We start from the raw sequence: 15,937 nt of genomic DNA on the forward strand, positions 1-15,937 counted from the left end.
GATTATCATTCACCGAGCGTGCCGCTTCATGCGGCGTCCCCCTCACCCCTTCGACCCCATTCCCCCTCATGAAGCGATTTGCCACCCGTTCGCGCCAGCGCCTGCAACGCGCCTTCACCCTGATCGAGCTGATGGTGGTGCTGGTGATCATCGGCGTGCTCGCCGCGCTGATCGTGCCCAACGTGATCGACCGCGCCGACGATGCGCGCGTCACGGCCGCCCGCACCGACGTCAACAACCTGATGCAGGCGCTCAAGCTCTATCGCCTGGACAACCAGCGCTACCCCACCTCCGAGCAAGGCCTGCAGGCGCTGCTGACACGGCCCACCACCGGCCCGGCGGCGCCCAACTGGAAGCCCTACGTCGAAAAGCTCCCCAAGGACCCTTGGGGCCAGCCCTACCAGTACCTGAACCCCGGGGTGAAGGGCGAGATCGACGTGTTTTCGCTCGGCGCTGACGGCCAGCCGGGCGGCGAAGCCAGGAATGCCGACGTTGGCAGCTGGCAGTAAGCGGCCATTGCATTTCCTCCCCGCGCGCCGAGGCAGCGCCGCGCGCGCGGGCCGCGGCTTCACGCTGATCGAATTGCTGGTGGTGATGGCCATCATCGCGCTGGCCATGGCCGGCGTGGCCTTTGCCATGCGTGACAGCGGCGAGGCCACGCTGGACCGCGAGGCCGAGCGCCTGGCCGCCCTGTTCGAAGCGGCACGCGCCCAGTCGCGCGCCAGCGGCGTGCCGGTGCGCTGGCATCTCACCGAACAGGGCTTCATCTTCGAAGGCGTCGACGACAACACCCTGCCGACCCAATGGCTGGCCAACGGCATCCAGGTGCAGAGCCTCACGGCCAATGGCCTGCGGGCGGATGCGATCCAGCTCGGGCCCGAACCCATCATCGCGGCCCAGCAGGTGACGATCGGCGCCGACAACCTGCCCGGGCGCAGCCTGCTGGTGGCCACCGACGGCCTGCGCCCCTTTTCGGTGAGCACGCCATGAGGCGCCCTTCTCGCCGCCCACGCGGCTTCACCCTGATCGAGGTGCTGGTGGCGCTGGGCATCGTCGCCATCGCGCTGGCGGCCGGCACCCAGGCCACCACGGCGCTGGTGCGCAACGCGCAGCGCGAATCCGACCTTCTGCTGGCGCAGATCTGCGCCGAGAACGAACTGATCAAGGCCCGGCTGGCGCGCCAGATGCCGGCCGTCGGCGACGCCGGCCTGGTGTGCCGTCAGGCCGACAACGCCTTCAACGTCACGGTCTCGACCACGCCCACCCTGAACCCCAATTTCCGGCGCGTCGACGTGCAGGTGCGCGCCGTCGACGAATCACCCATCCTGCGCCTGTCGACCGTGGTGGGGCGCTACTGATGATGATGAAGATGCGGCGCCCTTCCGCTGCCGACTGCGGCTTCACCCTGATCGAGCTGCTGGTGGCCATCGCGGTGCTGGCCCTGCTGGCGGTGATGAGCTGGCGCGGCATCGACGGCATGACCCGCGCCCAATCGCAGCTGCGCGAACGCGCCGATGCCGTGCTCACCCTGCAGGCCTCGCTGGCCCAATGGAACAGCGACCTGGACAACGCCGTGGCCATGGCCCCGACCCGCACCATCGACTGGAGCGGCCGGGCACTGCGCCTCACTCGCCGCAGCAGCGCCGGCGGCAGCCCCGCGATGCTGGTGGTCGCCTGGACCTTGCGCGGCGACGCCACCGGCATGCGGTGGGAGCGCTGGCAGTCGGTGCCGCTCAGCACCCGCGGCGACTGGCAGCAAGCCTGGCAGCAGGCGGGCAGCTGGGCCCAGGAAGGCAACAACTCGATCCAGGGCGGCAGCGCAGTCGCCCTGATGCCAGTCGCGTCCTGGCAAGTGCTGTACTTCCGCAACGACGCCTGGGGCCCGGCCGTGAGCGCCGAGGCGCTGGGCACCAACGTGGCCCTGCCGGACGGCGTTCGCCTGCTGCTGGAACTGCCGCCCGGCGCCGGCCTGTCCGGCGCCATCTCGCTGGACTGGGTGCGCCCCAACGCCACCTACACCAAGTCATGACGCGCAAGCCCGAGCATCGAAGCGGACACCGCCAGCGCGGCGCGGCCCTGCTGGCCGCGATGCTGACCGTGACCCTGGTCGCCACCTTGGCTGCGGCCGCCATGTGGCAGCAATGGCGCGCCGTCGAGGTCGAAGCGGCCGAACGCACGCGGGTGCAGTCGGCCTGGGTGCTGGTGGGGGCGCTCGACTGGTCGCGCCTGATCCTGCGCGAGGACGGTCGCGCCGGCGGCGCCGACCACCTGGCCGAACCCTGGGCGGTGCCGCTGGAAGAGGCACGGCTGACCAGCTTCCTGGCGGCCGAAAAGAACATCGCGAGCGACGCCATCGAGGGCCTGCCCGACGCCTTCATGTCCGGCCGGATCATCGATGCGCAGTCCAAGCTGAACGTGAACAACCTGGTGGTGGGCGGCAAGCCGGTGCAGGCCGCCGTCACCTCCTTTACCAAGCTGTTCGGCCTGCTGGGCCTGCCGACGCAGGAAGTGGGCGTGCTGACAGCCAATCTGGTTCGCGCCGGCGCCGGACTGACCCCAAGCACCGGCACCGGCGGAACCGGCGGAACCGGTGGAGCTGGCGGAACCGGTGGAACTGGTGGTACCGGCAGCAGCGGCGGCGGCAGCGAAATCGGCGCCGGACTCCAGGACAGCGAGGGGGGCGGCGCCCCCTTGATGCCGCAACAGTTGCCGCAGCTGGCCTGGCTGGGCGTGTCATCCTCGACCGCGGCGGCGCTGGAACCTTACGTCACCATCCTGCCGATCTCGACGCCGGTCAACATCAACACCGCCAGCGCCGAAGTGCTGGCGGCCAGCGTGCCGGGGCTGGACCTGGCCAGCGCCAAGCGCCTGGTGGTGCAGCGCACCGCCCGCTTTTTCGCCACCCTGGACGACGCCCGCAAGCTGATCCCCGAAAGCACGGCCCAGTTCGCCGAAGGCCAGCAAAGCGTGGGCACCAGCTATTTCGAAGTGATTGCCCGGCTGCGGCTGGACCGGATCTGGGTGCAGGAGCACTCCCTGCTCCGGCGCGACGGCACGCAGCTGTCCATCGTCTGGCGCCAGCGTGGCGTCGGCGCCACGCCACCCCCCAACAAACCCTGAGACACACGGACCGCAGTCATAAACCGCTGGCACAGTTTGGCGAAAAAGCCTTACGGTTCCTGCGCTGCCAGCTATCAAATCTGTAGCGAGACCTTCAGTTGCCCGACCTACAATGGCCGGTTCTGCGCCGACAACAAGATGCCCCTGATGCTCGTCACCTCCCCGCTGAATCCGGCCTCGGCCGGCGCGGAATACGGCTGGGTGCGTGCCACCGATGACGGCGCTGCCGTCGCCGGTCACGGCAGCGCGCCGCTGGCACTGCTGCCGGCGAGCCCTGAAGTCACCCTGCTGGTGCCCGCCGCTGCCTTGTCCTGGCACAGCCTGACCCTGCCGCCCGGCAGTCTGGGGAGCAACACCCGCCTTCGATCCGTGCTCGAAGGCCTGCTGGAAGAACGCCTGCTGGAAGACGCCGAGACCCTGCATTTCGCACTGGCGCCCGGCGCCAAGGCCAGCAGCCCGGCCTGGGTGGCGGTGTGCGGCCGCGCGGCGCTGCGTGACGCGGTCCATGCACTGGAAGGCGCCGGCAAGCGGGTGACGCGCATCGTGCCCGAGTTCGCCCCGCAGCCGGACGCCGCGCCCACGCTGCTGTTCGTCACCGGCGATCCGGAAACACCCCAGTTCACGGTCTGCGATGCCAACGGCGTCGTCACCCTGCCGTTGAATGCCGCCAACCTGGCCGCCGCCGCCAGCGCGCCGGTCGACACCGTGATCGCCAGCGGCGAGCCGGCCGTGGCGGCGCAAGCGGAGGCGCTGCTGGGCATGCGCCTGCCCATCGTGCAGCGTGCCGAACGCTGGCTGCAGGCCGCGCGCGGCCCCTGGGACCTGGCGCAGTTCGACCTGGCCAGCAGCAACCGGATGCGCGCCGGCAAGAAGCTCGCCTCCTGGTGGCAGCAGCTGCGCCACGCGCCGCGCTGGCGCGCCGCCCGCTGGGGCGCCGTGGTGCTGGTGCTGGCCCAACTGATCGGCCTGAATGCCTGGGCCTGGAAAGAGCGCCGTGCGCTGGATGCCAAACGCAGCGCCATTCAAACTGTCCTGACCCAGACTTTTCCTTCGGTGAAGCTGGTGGTCGACGCGCCGGTGCAGATGGCGCGCGAAGTGGCTGCGCTGCAGCAGGCCACCGGCGGCGTGGCCCGGCTCGACCTGGAGCCCATGCTGGCGGCCCTGGGCGGCGCCCTGCCCCCGGGGCGCGTACCCACCGCCATCGACTACAGCGCCGGCCAGCTGCGCCTGCGCGGCCTGGCGCTGACGCCGGACGAACTCAATCGCCTGGCCGGGCAACTGGCGCCGCGCGGCTACCAGGCGCGCGGCGAAGGCGACCTGCTGCTGGTACAGGCGGAGGCGGCGCGATGAACGCCAACGCCCTTCTTGCCCAACTGCGCGCCCGCTGGGCGGCGATGGACGCGCGCGAGCGGCGCCTGGCCGGCATGGCGGCGGCGCTGGTCGGCATTGCGCTGTTGTGGTGGATCGCGCTGGCGCCGGCCCTGAAAACCCTGCGCGCGGCCCCCGCCGAGCACGCGCGCCTGGACGCGCAGCTGCAGCAGATGACCACCCTTCAAGCCCAGGCCAAAGCCCTGCAGGCCCAGCCCCGCGCCAACCGGGACGAGGCGCTCAAGGCCTTGGAAGGCAGCGTCAGCGCCAGCCTGGGCCCGGCTGCGCAACTGCAGCAGCAAGGCAGCGCCGAAGGCGTGAACGTCAGCATCAAGAACGTGCCGGCCGACGCGCTGGCGCAATGGCTGGCACAAGCCCGCGGCAATGCGCGGGCGGTGCCGCGCGAGGTGCACCTGACCCGCGCCAGTGCGCCCGCGCCGGGCGCCAACCCCAGGACTGCGCCCGCCGCTCCCACCCCGCCCCCCGCGCCCGCCGATGGCCCGGCCAAGCCACGCTGGGACGGCACGCTCGTCATGAGCCTGCCGGCCGCCCGCTGAGAGCCGCACGCCATGGCCACGCGCACCGCGTCCTTCCGCCCGCCCGCATCGCGCGGCCATGGCTGGCGCTGGGCGTTGCTGGGAGCGCTGCTGGGCGGCCTCTTGACCCTGGCGTTGTTCGCGCCGGCGCGCTGGCTCGCCGCCCTGCTGCGTGAACAGTCCGCTGGCCACCTGGTGCTGGTCAACCCGCGCGGCACCGTCTGGAACGGCGTCGCCAGCGTGGTGTTTGCCAGCGGTGCCGGCGGCGCCGATTCCATCTCGCTGCCAGGCGCATTGGCCTGGAAGCTGCGGCCGGCCTGGCGCGGCCTGTCGGCCGCGCTCGACCTGCCCTGCTGCACGCAACAACCGCTGGCGCTGGTCGCCCGGCCCGGCGTGCAGGGCCTGCACCTGCAATTGCGCGACGGCCAGTCGCGCTGGCCGGCCGCGCTGCTCAGCGGCTTCGGCGCGCCCTTCAATACGCTCAAGCCCGAAGGCGTGCTGGACCTCAGCACCCAAGGGCTGGAACTGCACCTGAACCGGCAGCAGCTAGCCTTCCAGGGCCGCGCCACGCTCGATGCCACCGACATCTCGTCCAGCCTGTCGACCCTGCGGCCGATGGGCAGTTATCGCGTCGTGCTGGAGGGCGGCAGCGCGCCCAGCCTGCTCCTGACCACGCGCGAAGGCAGCCTGCGGCTGTCGGGCAGCGGCCGCTGGACCGGCAACCGGCTGCGCTTTTCCGGCGAAGCCAGCGCCGCGCCGGGGCGCGAAGACGCACTTTCGAATCTCTTGAACATCATCGGGCGGCGCGAAGGCGCGCGTACGATCATCAACCTGGGTTGACCATGAAGCCTTCATCGACTTCGCCATACGGATTTCGCATCGGCGCCCTGGCGCTGGCAGCGCAGCTGCTGCTGGCCGCAACCAGCCTCGGCACCCTGCCCGCAATGGCGCAGGAGAGCACGGCGGCGCCGCAGCGCGGCGAGCCGATCACCTTGAATTTCAGCAACGCCGAGATCGAATCGGTGGCCCGCACCATGGCCGTGGTGACCGGCCGCGACGTGGTGGTCGACCCGCGCGTGAAAGGCACCATCAACCTGGTGACCGACCGGCCGGTGCCGCCGGCCGCCGCCTTCAACCAGTTTGCCGCCGCGCTGCGGCTGCAGGGCTTCGCGGTGGTGGAGTCGGAAGGGCTCTACAAGATCGTGCCGGAGGCCGACGCCAAGCTGCAGTCCAACACCGTCACCACCACCACCGGGCAGACCCAGCGCGTGGCCGGCAACCAGATCGTCACGCAGGTCTTCAAGCTCAACTACGAGTCGGCCAACAGCCTGCTGCCGGTGCTGCGCCCGCTGATCGCTCCCAACAACACCATCAACGTGAACCCCGGCAACAACTCGGTGGTGATCACGGACTATGCGGAAAACATGCGGCGCCTGGCGCGCATCATTGCCGCGCTCGACGTGCCCAATGCCTCGGACGTGGAGGTGATCCAGCTGCGCCACTCGATCGCCACCGACCTGGTGCCGCTGGTGCAGCGCCTGGTCGAAGGCGGTGGCAGTGGCGCCCCCGGAGCGCCGGGCGCCGCGCCGGGGCAGGCCGACGCCACCTTCCGCACCACCTTGCTGGCCGAGCCGCGCAGCAACGCCATCATCCTGCGCGCCGCCAACCCGGCGCGCGCACAGCTGGTGCGCACCCTGATCGAAAAGCTGGACAAGGCGCCGATGGACACCACCGGCAACGGCGCCGCCGGCAACATCTACGTGGTCTACCTGAAGAACGCCGATGCGGTGAAGTTGGCGACCACCCTGCGCGCGGCCGTGTCCTCCGATGGACGCGGCGGCACCACCGGCGCGCCCGGCGGCACCACGCCGGGGCAGCAGCAGCAACCGGCCACGACGCCGGTCAGCGCCACCGCCGGCATGCAAGGCGGGGCCAGCCCGCAGTCCACCGCGCCGCTGGCCACCAACCAGCCGTCCACCGGCGGCCAGGTACAGGCCGACCCGTCCACCAACTCGCTGATCATCACCGCCTCCGAGCCGCAGTACCGGCAGATGCGCGCCGTGATCGACCGGCTGGACAGCAAGCGCGCGCAGGTGCTGGTGGAAGCGCTGATCGCCGAGGTCAGCACCGACAAGCTGGCCCAGTTCGGCATTCAATGGCAGGGCCTGATCGGCGGCAAGGACAACCAGTTCATCGGCACCAACTCCGGTGTGACCGGCGCCAACATCCTGAACCTGTCGCTGGGCGGCACCACGCCGAGCGGCACGCCGTCGACCGGCCTGAACATCGGCATCGGCACCACCATCAACGGACAAAGCGTACTGGGCTTCCTGGCCAACTTCCTGCAGAGCAACGACGACGCCAACGTGTTGTCGACGCCCAACCTGCTGACGCTGGATAACGAGGAAGCCAAGATCGTCATCGGCCAGAACGTGCCCTTCGTCACCGGCCAGTACGCCAACACCGGCGGCGTCGGCAACTCGGTCAGCCCCTTCACGACCATCGAGCGCAAGGACGTGGGCCTCACGCTGCGCGTGCGCCCGACCATCAACGAGGACAACACGGTCAAGCTGCAGATCTTCCAGGAGGTCTCGACGATCCAGCCCGGGACCTTGCTCAATGCCAATGGCCCCACGACCAACAAGCGCTCGATCGAATCGAATGTGGTGGTGGACGACGGCAACATGATCGTGCTGGGCGGCCTGCTGCAGGACGAGTACGGCAACCAGATCGACAAGGTGCCGCTGGCGGGCGACATCCCGGTGCTCGGCTACCTGTTCCGCAACGAGCAGCGCACCCGCAAGAAGACCAACCTGATGGTCTTCCTGCGTCCGGTGGTGGTGCGCGACAACAACGTCGGCAATGTGCTGGCCTACGACCGCTACGAGTCCATCCGCTCGATGCAGACGCGCCAGCAGCCGCAGGAGAACATCTTCATGAACAACATCAAGACGTCACCTCTGGTGCCGCCCATGGCACCGCCGCAGACACCTGCCGCGGCCGATGCGGCGAGGCCGGGCAGCACCCGTATGGAGGGCACGCGCCTGATTCCGCCACCCATGGCGCCGCTCGACACCAAGCTGCAGCCCGGCCCGCTCAAGGGCGCGCTGCCGCCGACCGCCGACCCGTCGTCCGGCCGCGAGCTGCCCTGACGAGGCCTGCCATGCGCTACCCCTTGCCCTATGCCTTTGCCCGCACCCAGCAGCTGCTGCTGGAGCAGGCCGACGACGACAGCCTGACCTTGTGGATGCCGCAGTCGCCGGCCAAGAGCGCGCTGGGCGAGGTGCTGCGCAAGTACCGGGTGGGCGCCTTCGAGCCGCTGCCCGCTGCCGAGCTGGCGCAGCGCATCAGCACCGCCTATGCGCAGGGCGAATCGAGCGCCGCCTCGGTGGTGAGCGAAGTGCAGAGCGATGCCGACCTGTCTCGCATGATGCAGGAGCTGCCGGCGGTGGAAGACCTGCTGGAATCGGCGGGCGACGCGCCGATCATCCGCATGCTCAACGCCCTGCTCACGCAGGCCGCGCGCGACGGCGCCAGCGACATCCACATCGAGCCTTACGAGCGCACGTCGTCCGTGCGCTTTCGCATCGACGGCAGCTTGCGCGAGGTGGTGCAGCCCAACCGTGCGCTGCACGCGGCATTGATCTCGCGCCTGAAGATCATGGCCGACCTGGACATCGCCGAGAAGCGCCTGCCGCAGGACGGCCGCATCTCGCTGCGCATCGGCACGCGGGCGGTGGACGTGCGCGTCTCCACCCTGCCCAGTGCGCACGGCGAGCGCGCGGTGCTGCGCCTCTTGGACAAGAACGAGAGCCGCCTCACGCTGGAGGCGGTGGGCATGCAGGGCGACACGCTGTCTCGCTTCGAGCGCCTGATCGAGCAGCCGCACGGCATCATCCTGGTGACCGGCCCCACGGGCTCCGGCAAGACCACCACCCTGTATGCGGCGTTGAGCCGGCTCGATTCGAGCCACAGCAACATCATGACGGTGGAAGACCCGATCGAATACGAGCTGCCCGGCATCGGCCAGACGCAGGTCAACGCCAAGATCGAGCTGACCTTCGCCAAGGCCCTGCGCGCCATCCTGCGGCAGGACCCGGACGTGATCATGATCGGCGAGATCCGCGACTTCGAGACCGCGCAGATCGCCATCCAGGCCTCGCTCACCGGCCACCTGGTGCTGGCCACCCTGCACACCAACGATTCGGTGAGCGCCGTCACGCGCCTGACCGACATGGGCGTCGAGCCCTTCCTCTTGAGCTCGTCGCTGCTGGGCGTGCTGGCGCAACGGCTGGTGCGCAAGATCTGCCCGGTGTGCCAGGGCGCGGGCTGCGACACCTGCGGCAGCACCGGCTATCAGGGCCGCACCGGCATTTTCGAACTGCTCGTGGCCGACGACACGGTGCAGTCGCTGATCCACAGCAAGGCGCCCGAGAGCCAGCTCTTCGTGGCGGGCGAGAAGGGCGGCCTGCGCTCGATGCGCGAGGACGGCGAACGGCTGGTCGCCGAGGGCATCACCTCGCGCGCCGAGCTGCTGCGCGTAACAAGAGACTAGGCGCGCGTCTTCAGCGCTGGGTCTTGTCCTTCGCGTTCTGCGCCTCGATGCGCTCTCGTGCGGCCTGCCAGTCGCCATCGCTCCATTCGCGCAGCGCATAGAAGGTGCCGCCGGTGGCCAGGGCATTGCCACCGTCCATCATGATGCTCTGGCCGGTGAGCCAGTCGCATTGGCCCGGCGCCAAGAGGAAGGTGGCCAGGTTCTGCAGCTCGCTCATCTGGCCGGGCCGCGCCATCGGGTTGTGCTCGCGGCTGCGCTGGCCGGGCTCCTCGCCCGGGTTGAGGCGCTTGCTCATGCCTTCGGTCGGGATCTCGCCCGGACCCACCGCGTTCAGCCGAATGCCGTAGCGCGCCCATTCCACCGCCAGCGACTTGGTCATCACCTCGATGCCGGCCTTGCTCATGGCCGAAGGCACCACGTAGGGGCTGCCGGTGTCGACCCAGGTGACGATGATGCTCATCACGCTGCGGTAAGGCGAGCCGGCCTTCCATTGGCCCGACTTGGCTTCGGCGATCCAGCGCTTGCCCACCGCCTGCGTCACGTAGAAGGTGCCGTGGAACACGATGTTGGCGACGGCGTCGAAGGCGCGCGGCGACAGCGCCTCGGTGGGCGAGACGAAATTGCCGGCCGCGTTGTTCACCAGGCCGGTGAGGCCGCCGCTTTGCCACAGGCTCTCGACCATCTCGTCCACGCTCTGCGCGTTGCGGATGTCGACGCCAAAGGTGTCGATGCGGCGCCCCGGAAACTGCGCTCGCCACACAGCCGCCGTCTCCTCGCAGACCGCGACACGCCGGCCGCAGATGGCCACGTCCGCCCCCAAGCCCAGGAAGCGCTCGGCCATCGCCCGGCCCAGGCCGGTGCCGCCGCCCGTCACCAGGATGCGCTGGCCCGCAAGAAGGGAGTTCTGGTACATGGCTGTCTCCAATAATGTGCGTTCTGGATAACACGCGCGATCCGGTCACGCGGCTCGCCGACAATGACCCCGAAACGCCATTCTGGCGCTTGGACGACATGCCTGCCTATTCCTTTGAAGCCATCGACCAGCAAGGCCAGCCGCGCAAGGGCGTGCTGGAAGCCGACACCGCCCGCGCGGCGCGCGGCCTGCTGCGCGCCCAGTCCCTCATTCCGCTCGCGGTCAACCCGGTGGCCGGCGGCCAGGCGCACGCGGGCGGCGGCGGCTGGCAGCGCTGGCTGGGCGGCGGCCGCGTCTTCAGCGCCACCGGCCTGGCGGTCTGGACGCGCCAGCTGGCCGGCCTGATGTCTTCCGGCCTGCCGCTGGAGCGCGCGCTCACCGCCCTCATGGAAGAAGCCGACAGCGAGCGCCAGCGCAACCTGGTGGCTTCGCTGCGCGCCGAAGTCAATGCCGGCTCGCCCTTTGCACGTGCGCTCTCGGGCCATTCGCGCGACTTCTCGCCGATCTACACCGCCGTGATCGGCGCCGGCGAGCAAAGCGGCAGCCTGGACCTGGTGCTGGAGCGCCTGGCCGATGACCTGGAACAGCGCCAGGCCCTCGCGCAAAAGCTGATGGGCGCCGCCCTGTACCCGGCCATCGTGACCCTGGTGGCCATCGCCATCGTGATCTTCCTGGTGAGCTACGTGGTGCCGCAGGTGGCCAACGTGTTTGCCGGCACCAAGCGCGCCCTGCCCTTTCTCACGGTGATGATGCTGGGCCTGAGCGACCTGGTTCGCAACTACGGCTGGCTGATGCTCGGCGCCCTCGTTGCCGCCGGCATCGCCGCCAGGGTGGCGCTGGCGCGGCCCGCCGTCGCCGAAAGGTTCGACGCCCTGTGGCTGACCCTGCCGCTGGTGGGGCGGCTGGCGCGCGGCTACAACGCGGCGCGCTTTGCCAGCACCCTGGCGATGCTGGCGACCGCCGGCGTGCCGATCCTGCGCGCGTTGCAGGCGGCCTCCGAGACACTGAACAACCGCGCCATGCGCACCGACGCGCTCGATGCGCTGGTGCTGGTGCGCGAAGGCGCGCCGCTGGCCTCCGCGCTGGCGCAGAAAAAGCGCTTTCCCGGCATCGTCTCCATGTTCGCCCGCCTGGGCGAGCAGACCGGCCAGCTGCCGCTGATGCTGCAGCGCGCCGCCAACCAGCTCAGCGGCGAGGTGCAGCGCCGCGCCATGCAGCTGGCGACCATCCTCGAGCCCTTGCTGATCGTCGCCATGGGCGGCGTCGTCATGATGATCGTGCTCGCCGTTCTGCTGCCCATCATCCAGCTCAACCAGTTCGTGAAGTGAAGTAGCGCCATGCCGGTCACGCTCGACGACAAACTGGTGGTGGCAATCTCCTCGCGCGCCCTGTTCAACCTCGAGGAAGAAAACCGCCTGTTCGACGCCGGCGATCCCGACGCCTACATGCGCCTTCAGCTCGAGCGGGTCGACGTGCCCGCCGCGCCCGGCATCGCCTATTCGATGATCCGCAAGCTCCTGCGCTTCAACGACGATGGGGTGCAGCGGGTGGAGGTGGTGATCCTGTCGCGCAACGACCCGGTGTCGGGCATGCGCATCTTCAACTCCGGCGCGGCGGCCGAGCTGCGCGTGCAGCGCGGCGTGTTCACCCAGGGGCGCCCGCCCTTTCGCTATCTGAAGCCGCTCAATGCCGACATCTTCCTGTCGGCCAATGCCTCGGACGTGCGCGAGGCGTTGGCCGCCGGCTTCCCGGCCGCCCACGTGCGCGTCGACGGCGCCCTGGCCAGTGCGCTGCATCCGGACGAGGTGCGCATCGCCTTCGACGGCGACGCGGTGCTGTTTTCGGACGAGGCGGAACAGGTGTTCCAGCGCGAAGGCCTGGACGCCTTCCAGGCCCATGAGACGAGCAAGGCCGCGGTGCCGCTGGGCGCCGGCCCCTTCAAGCCCTTCCTGGTGGCGCTGCACCGCCTGCAGCAGGCTTCCAGCACCGGCATGCGCATCCGCACGGCGCTGGTGACGGCGCGCGGCGCGCCCGCCCACCGCCGCGCGATCCAGACCCTGATGAACTGGAACATCCGGGTCGACGAGGCGATGTTCCTCGCCGGCCTGCAAAAGGGCGAGTTCCTGCGCGAATTCGAGCCCGACTTCTTCTTCGACGACCAGACCGGCCACGTGGATTCGGCTGCCCGCCACGTGCCGGCGGGGCATGTGGCCAGCGGCATCAGCAACGACAAGGGCTGAGCACGCAGCGGCGGATTTTCAGCGCCGCTTAAGGACGCTGGCACGGTGGACGCTAGGATGCGTCATCGCGCCGCGTGGCGCAGCCCCCACGAGAACCATGGCCACTGCCGAAACGCCCCGCACCCCCCTTGCCACCACCTTGCGCCGGATCGGCGCGCTGGCCGCACCCTACTTCATGCACAGCGAAGAGCGCTGGAGGGCGCGCGGCATGCTGCTCGTCGTCATCGCGCTCAACATCGCGCTGGTGTACGTGCTGGTGCTGGGCAACCAGTGGTACGGCCGCTTCTACGACGCCCTGCAGAACAAGGACGCCGCCGTGTTCTGGCGGGAGATGGGCGTCTTCGGCTGGATCGCCTTCTTCAACATCGCGATCCAGGTGCTGAAGTTCTACATCACGCAACTTCTGCAGCTGCGCTGGCGCACCTGGATGACGCACAGCTATCTCACGCGCTGGATGTCGCACAACACCTTCTACCGGCTGGAGCTGGCGCGCTATGCGCAATCGGGCGACGGCCCGCCGGACAACCCGGACCAGCGCATCCAGGAAGACATGCAGATGTTCACCGACTACACGATGACCTTGTCGATGGGCCTCTTGAACGCGGTGCTCACGCTGGTGAGCTTCATCGGCCTGCTGTGGGGGCTGTCGGGCGTCGTCAGTTGGAGCCTGGGCGGGCGCGAGTTCAGCGTTCCCGGCTCCATGGTGTGGGTCGCGCTGGGCTACTGTATCGTCGGCACCATCATCACCCACTACATCGGCCGGCCGCTGATCGGGCTCAACTTCCGCCAGCAGCGCTTCGAGGCCGATTTCCGGCATCACCTGGTGCGGGTGCGCGAATACAGCGAGGCCATTGCCCTGGACCGAGGCGCCCCGGTGGAGCACGGCCAGCTGAACAAGCGCTTCGGCTCGGTGCTGGGCAACTACCTCAGACTCATCAAGCAGCAGAAGAACCTGGTGGCCTTCACCTCCTTCTTCGGCCAGGCCTCCGTGGTCTTCGCCTTCATCGTGCAGGCGCCGCGCTTCTTTTCCGGCGCCATCCAGCTGGGCCAGCTGATGCAGGTGAACTCGGCCTTCGGGCGGGTGCAGGACGCCCTGTCCTGGTTTGTCGACAACTACGACCGCGTGGCCGTGTGGCGCGCCACCGCCGATCGCCTGACCAGCTTCGAGGCCGCCATGCGCGCGCATACCGAGGAAGCGGGCGAGGTGGAGCGCTCGGTACCGGCCGGCGCCACGCCCGCGCTGCGCGCCGACGGCCTGTCGATTGCGCTGCCGGACGGCACCGCCCTGCTGGCCAACACGACCCTGGCGGTGCAGCCGGGCGACACGGTGCTGCTGCAAGGCCCTTCGGGCAGCGGCAAGTCCACCCTGTTCCGTACCCTGGCCGGCATCTGGCCCTTTGCGCGCGGCCAGGCGCAGGTGCCGCAAGACGCCATGTTCATCCCGCAGCGGCCCTATGTGCCGGACGGCAAGCTGCGCGATGCCCTGGCCTATCCCGAGCCGGCCAGCGCCTACAGCGACGAAGCCTTGCGCCAGGCACTGACGGACGCACTGCTGCCTGACCTGGCAGACCGCCTGGACGACAGCGACGCCTGGAGCCAGAAGCTGTCCGGCGGCGAGCAGCAGCGCCTGGCGATCGCGCGGGTGCTGCTGAAGAAGCCGTCCTGGCTCTTTGCCGACGAGGCCACCAGCGCGCTGGACGCCGAGGCCGAGCGCACGCTCTATCGGCGCCTGGTGGAACAGGTGCAGGCCGCCGGCGGCGCGATGGTGTCGATTGCGCACCGTGCCGCGGTGGGCGAGCACCACGGCAAGCGCTGGAACCTGGTGCCCGAGCCGCAGGGCTCGGCGGCCCGCTATCGGGTGGCGGCCTCGGAAGCGGCGTAGCGCTCCCAGCCCCGGGCGCGCAGCGCGCAGGCCGGGCAGCGCCCGCAGCCGTGGCCCCAGGCGTGCAGCTGGCCGCGCTCGCCTTCGTAGCAGGTGTGGGTGTCTTCGACGATGAGGCGCAGCAGCGCCTCGCCGCCCAGGCGCCTGGCCATGGCCCAGGTTTCGGCCTTGTCGATCCACATGAGCGGCGTCTCGATCACCAGGCGCTTGTCCATGCCCAGCGAGAGCGCCAGCTGCATCGCCTTCATGGTGTCGTCGCGGCAATCGGGGTAGCCGGAGTAATCGGTCTCGCAGACGCCCGTGACGATCACGTCGAGCCCGCGCCGGTAGGCCAGCGCGCCGGCCAGCGTCAGGAACAGCAGGTTGCGTCCCGGCACGAAGGTGTTGGGCAGGCCGTTGGACTGCATGGAAAAGGCAATGTCCTGCGTGAGCGACGATTCGCTCACCTGCGACAGCACGTCGACCTTCAGCAGATGGTCCTCGCCCAACCTGCCGGCCCAATCCGGAAAGGCGTCGCGCAGCTTGGCCAGCACGATGAGGCGCACATCCAGCTCGATGCGATGCCGCTGGCCGTAGTCGAAGCCCAGCGTCTCCACCCGTTCGTAGCGCGACAGGGCATCGGCCAGGCAGGTGGTGGAGTCCTGGCCGCCGGAGAAAAGAACGAGGGCAGATGTATGCATGAAAACTCTGTGTGACGTTGTTTGTTCCCAATGGCATGCCAGTGTAGATTTGCGCGGACAACGATCAGGGAGATCTCGAATATGCAGACTGACAAGCCAGCAAGCGCCAGCGTGGAGGCGCGGCCATGATGCGCAGATTTGCCGCCGTGGGCGATGCACTGCAAAACGGAGGAACGATACAGCCCTACTCAGGACCGAGCTTTACTTTCGGTGAAGCGAGGCACCAAGCCGCTCTGATTGGCGGCCAAGCGTATTGCGAAGCCTGCAAGAGCACCGGCAGGATTGCAAAGGCCGGCGGGCCACGTCGCATGAACTTCATGGGCGAAGTGGCGCTGGATGGTGACGTGGTGCTGTGCAGGTGCGCGCGTCCTCAACGCATCGTCGCCACTTTGGCTGGCGATGCGTACTTTGAAGACATGGGCGGCGGAGAGGCGGCGGCCGAATCGCCTGAATCAGGTCCGGCCGCATTTGCGGAGGTGCGGAAGACTTCGATGAGCTTGTCGTTGCACATACGTCGGAAGGTCCCATTGCCGACTACCCGTACTTCGTTGAAACCTCCGATGGCCGGTCTTTGTTCGGTCACACTGATGAACAAGGGCAGTTGCCCCGCATCGTCACGATGGCCGCTGGTTCGCTGACGCTC

16 protein-coding genes are annotated in these 15,937 nt (G+C 69.2%); 14 read left to right on the forward strand and 2 right to left on the reverse strand.

Annotation, left to right across the window (positions count from 1 at the left end; all coding sequences use genetic code 11):
* The first annotated feature begins 68 nt into the window (after nucleotides 1–68).
* From gspG to ACIPRI_RS02875, 10 genes are all read left to right on the forward strand, one after another.
* The gene (gene gspG, locus ACIPRI_RS02830) at nucleotides 69–509 is read left to right on the forward strand and encodes a type II secretion system major pseudopilin GspG (RefSeq protein WP_446588270.1); all 441 of its coding nucleotides are present in this window, start codon (nucleotides 69–71) and stop codon (nucleotides 507–509) included.
* Complete coding sequence (locus ACIPRI_RS02835) at nucleotides 484–990, forward strand: pilus assembly FimT family protein (RefSeq protein ID WP_446588272.1); 507 nt, start codon at nucleotides 484–486, stop codon at nucleotides 988–990. The genes gspG and ACIPRI_RS02835 overlap by 26 nt, the downstream gene beginning before the upstream one ends.
* Entirely contained in the window at nucleotides 987–1,358 is a 372-nt protein-coding gene (gene gspI / locus ACIPRI_RS02840; RefSeq protein ID WP_446588274.1) for a type II secretion system minor pseudopilin GspI, read from the forward strand. The genes ACIPRI_RS02835 and gspI overlap by 4 nt, the downstream gene beginning before the upstream one ends.
* Complete coding sequence (locus tag ACIPRI_RS02845) at nucleotides 1,358–2,029, forward strand: PulJ/GspJ family protein (RefSeq protein ID WP_446588276.1); 672 nt, start codon at nucleotides 1,358–1,360, stop codon at nucleotides 2,027–2,029. Before gspI ends, ACIPRI_RS02845 begins: the two co-directional genes overlap by 1 nt.
* Nucleotides 2,026–3,120, forward strand: coding sequence for a type II secretion system minor pseudopilin GspK (gene gspK, locus ACIPRI_RS02850; RefSeq protein ID WP_446588278.1), 1,095 nt, complete (start codon nucleotides 2,026–2,028; stop codon nucleotides 3,118–3,120). Before ACIPRI_RS02845 ends, gspK begins: the two co-directional genes overlap by 4 nt.
* A 138-nt stretch (nucleotides 3,121–3,258) precedes the next feature.
* Nucleotides 3,259–4,470, forward strand: a complete 1,212-nt coding sequence (gspL, locus tag ACIPRI_RS02855) for a type II secretion system protein GspL (RefSeq protein WP_446588280.1) — start codon at nucleotides 3,259–3,261, stop codon at nucleotides 4,468–4,470.
* The gene (gene gspM, locus ACIPRI_RS02860; RefSeq protein ID WP_446588282.1) at nucleotides 4,467–5,045 is read left to right on the forward strand and encodes a type II secretion system protein GspM; all 579 of its coding nucleotides are present in this window, start codon (nucleotides 4,467–4,469) and stop codon (nucleotides 5,043–5,045) included. Before gspL ends, gspM begins: the two co-directional genes overlap by 4 nt.
* 12 nt (nucleotides 5,046–5,057) lie before the next feature.
* Entirely contained in the window at nucleotides 5,058–5,864 is an 807-nt protein-coding gene (gene gspN / locus ACIPRI_RS02865) for a type II secretion system protein N (RefSeq protein WP_446588284.1), read from the forward strand.
* A 2-nt stretch (nucleotides 5,865–5,866) separates the two neighbouring features.
* Nucleotides 5,867–8,176 carry a type II secretion system secretin GspD gene (gene gspD, locus ACIPRI_RS02870; RefSeq protein ID WP_446588286.1) on the forward strand — a complete coding sequence of 770 codons (2,310 nt, stop codon included), beginning with the start codon at nucleotides 5,867–5,869 and terminating at the stop codon, nucleotides 8,174–8,176.
* An 11-nt stretch (nucleotides 8,177–8,187) separates the two neighbouring features.
* Nucleotides 8,188–9,579: a GspE/PulE family protein gene (locus ACIPRI_RS02875; protein WP_446588288.1), complete on the forward strand. Its 1,392-nt coding sequence runs from the start codon at nucleotides 8,188–8,190 to the stop codon at nucleotides 9,577–9,579.
* 10 nt (nucleotides 9,580–9,589) lie between these two features.
* Here the strand turns inward: ACIPRI_RS02875 and ACIPRI_RS02880 are convergent, their stop codons facing one another.
* The gene (locus ACIPRI_RS02880) at nucleotides 9,590–10,492 is read right to left on the reverse strand and encodes an SDR family oxidoreductase (protein ID WP_446588290.1); all 903 of its coding nucleotides are present in this window, start codon (nucleotides 10,490–10,492) and stop codon (nucleotides 9,590–9,592) included.
* Nucleotides 10,493–10,590: 98 nt separating this feature from the next.
* Between ACIPRI_RS02880 and gspF the strand changes: the two genes are divergently transcribed.
* The 3 genes from gspF (at nucleotide 10,591) to ACIPRI_RS02895 (ending at nucleotide 14,614) form a co-directional block, all read left to right on the forward strand.
* Entirely contained in the window at nucleotides 10,591–11,820 is a 1,230-nt protein-coding gene (gspF, locus tag ACIPRI_RS02885; RefSeq protein ID WP_446588292.1) for a type II secretion system inner membrane protein GspF, read from the forward strand.
* Nucleotides 11,821–11,829: 9 nt separating this feature from the next.
* Nucleotides 11,830–12,732, forward strand: a complete 903-nt coding sequence (locus ACIPRI_RS02890; protein WP_446588294.1) for a 5'-nucleotidase — start codon at nucleotides 11,830–11,832, stop codon at nucleotides 12,730–12,732.
* 97 nt (nucleotides 12,733–12,829) lie between these two features.
* Nucleotides 12,830–14,614 (forward strand): ABC transporter ATP-binding protein/permease, encoded by a 1,785-nt coding sequence (locus ACIPRI_RS02895; RefSeq protein ID WP_446588296.1) that lies wholly within the window; start codon nucleotides 12,830–12,832, stop codon nucleotides 14,612–14,614.
* Here ACIPRI_RS02895 and queC read toward each other — a convergent pair.
* Nucleotides 14,584–15,294, reverse strand: coding sequence for a 7-cyano-7-deazaguanine synthase QueC (queC, locus tag ACIPRI_RS02900; RefSeq protein WP_446588298.1), 711 nt, complete (start codon nucleotides 15,292–15,294; stop codon nucleotides 14,584–14,586). The two genes, ACIPRI_RS02895 and queC, sit on opposite strands and share 31 nt — an antisense overlap.
* A gap of 125 nt (nucleotides 15,295–15,419) precedes the next feature.
* Between queC and ACIPRI_RS02905 the strand changes: the two genes are divergently transcribed.
* A complete protein-coding gene (locus ACIPRI_RS02905) occupies nucleotides 15,420–15,932 on the forward strand; it encodes a PAAR domain-containing protein (protein WP_446588300.1) in 513 nt (170 codons plus the stop codon).
* Nucleotides 15,933–15,937: the final 5 nt, after the last annotated feature.

This window comes from Variovorax sp. LARHSF232, assembly GCF_052871435.1.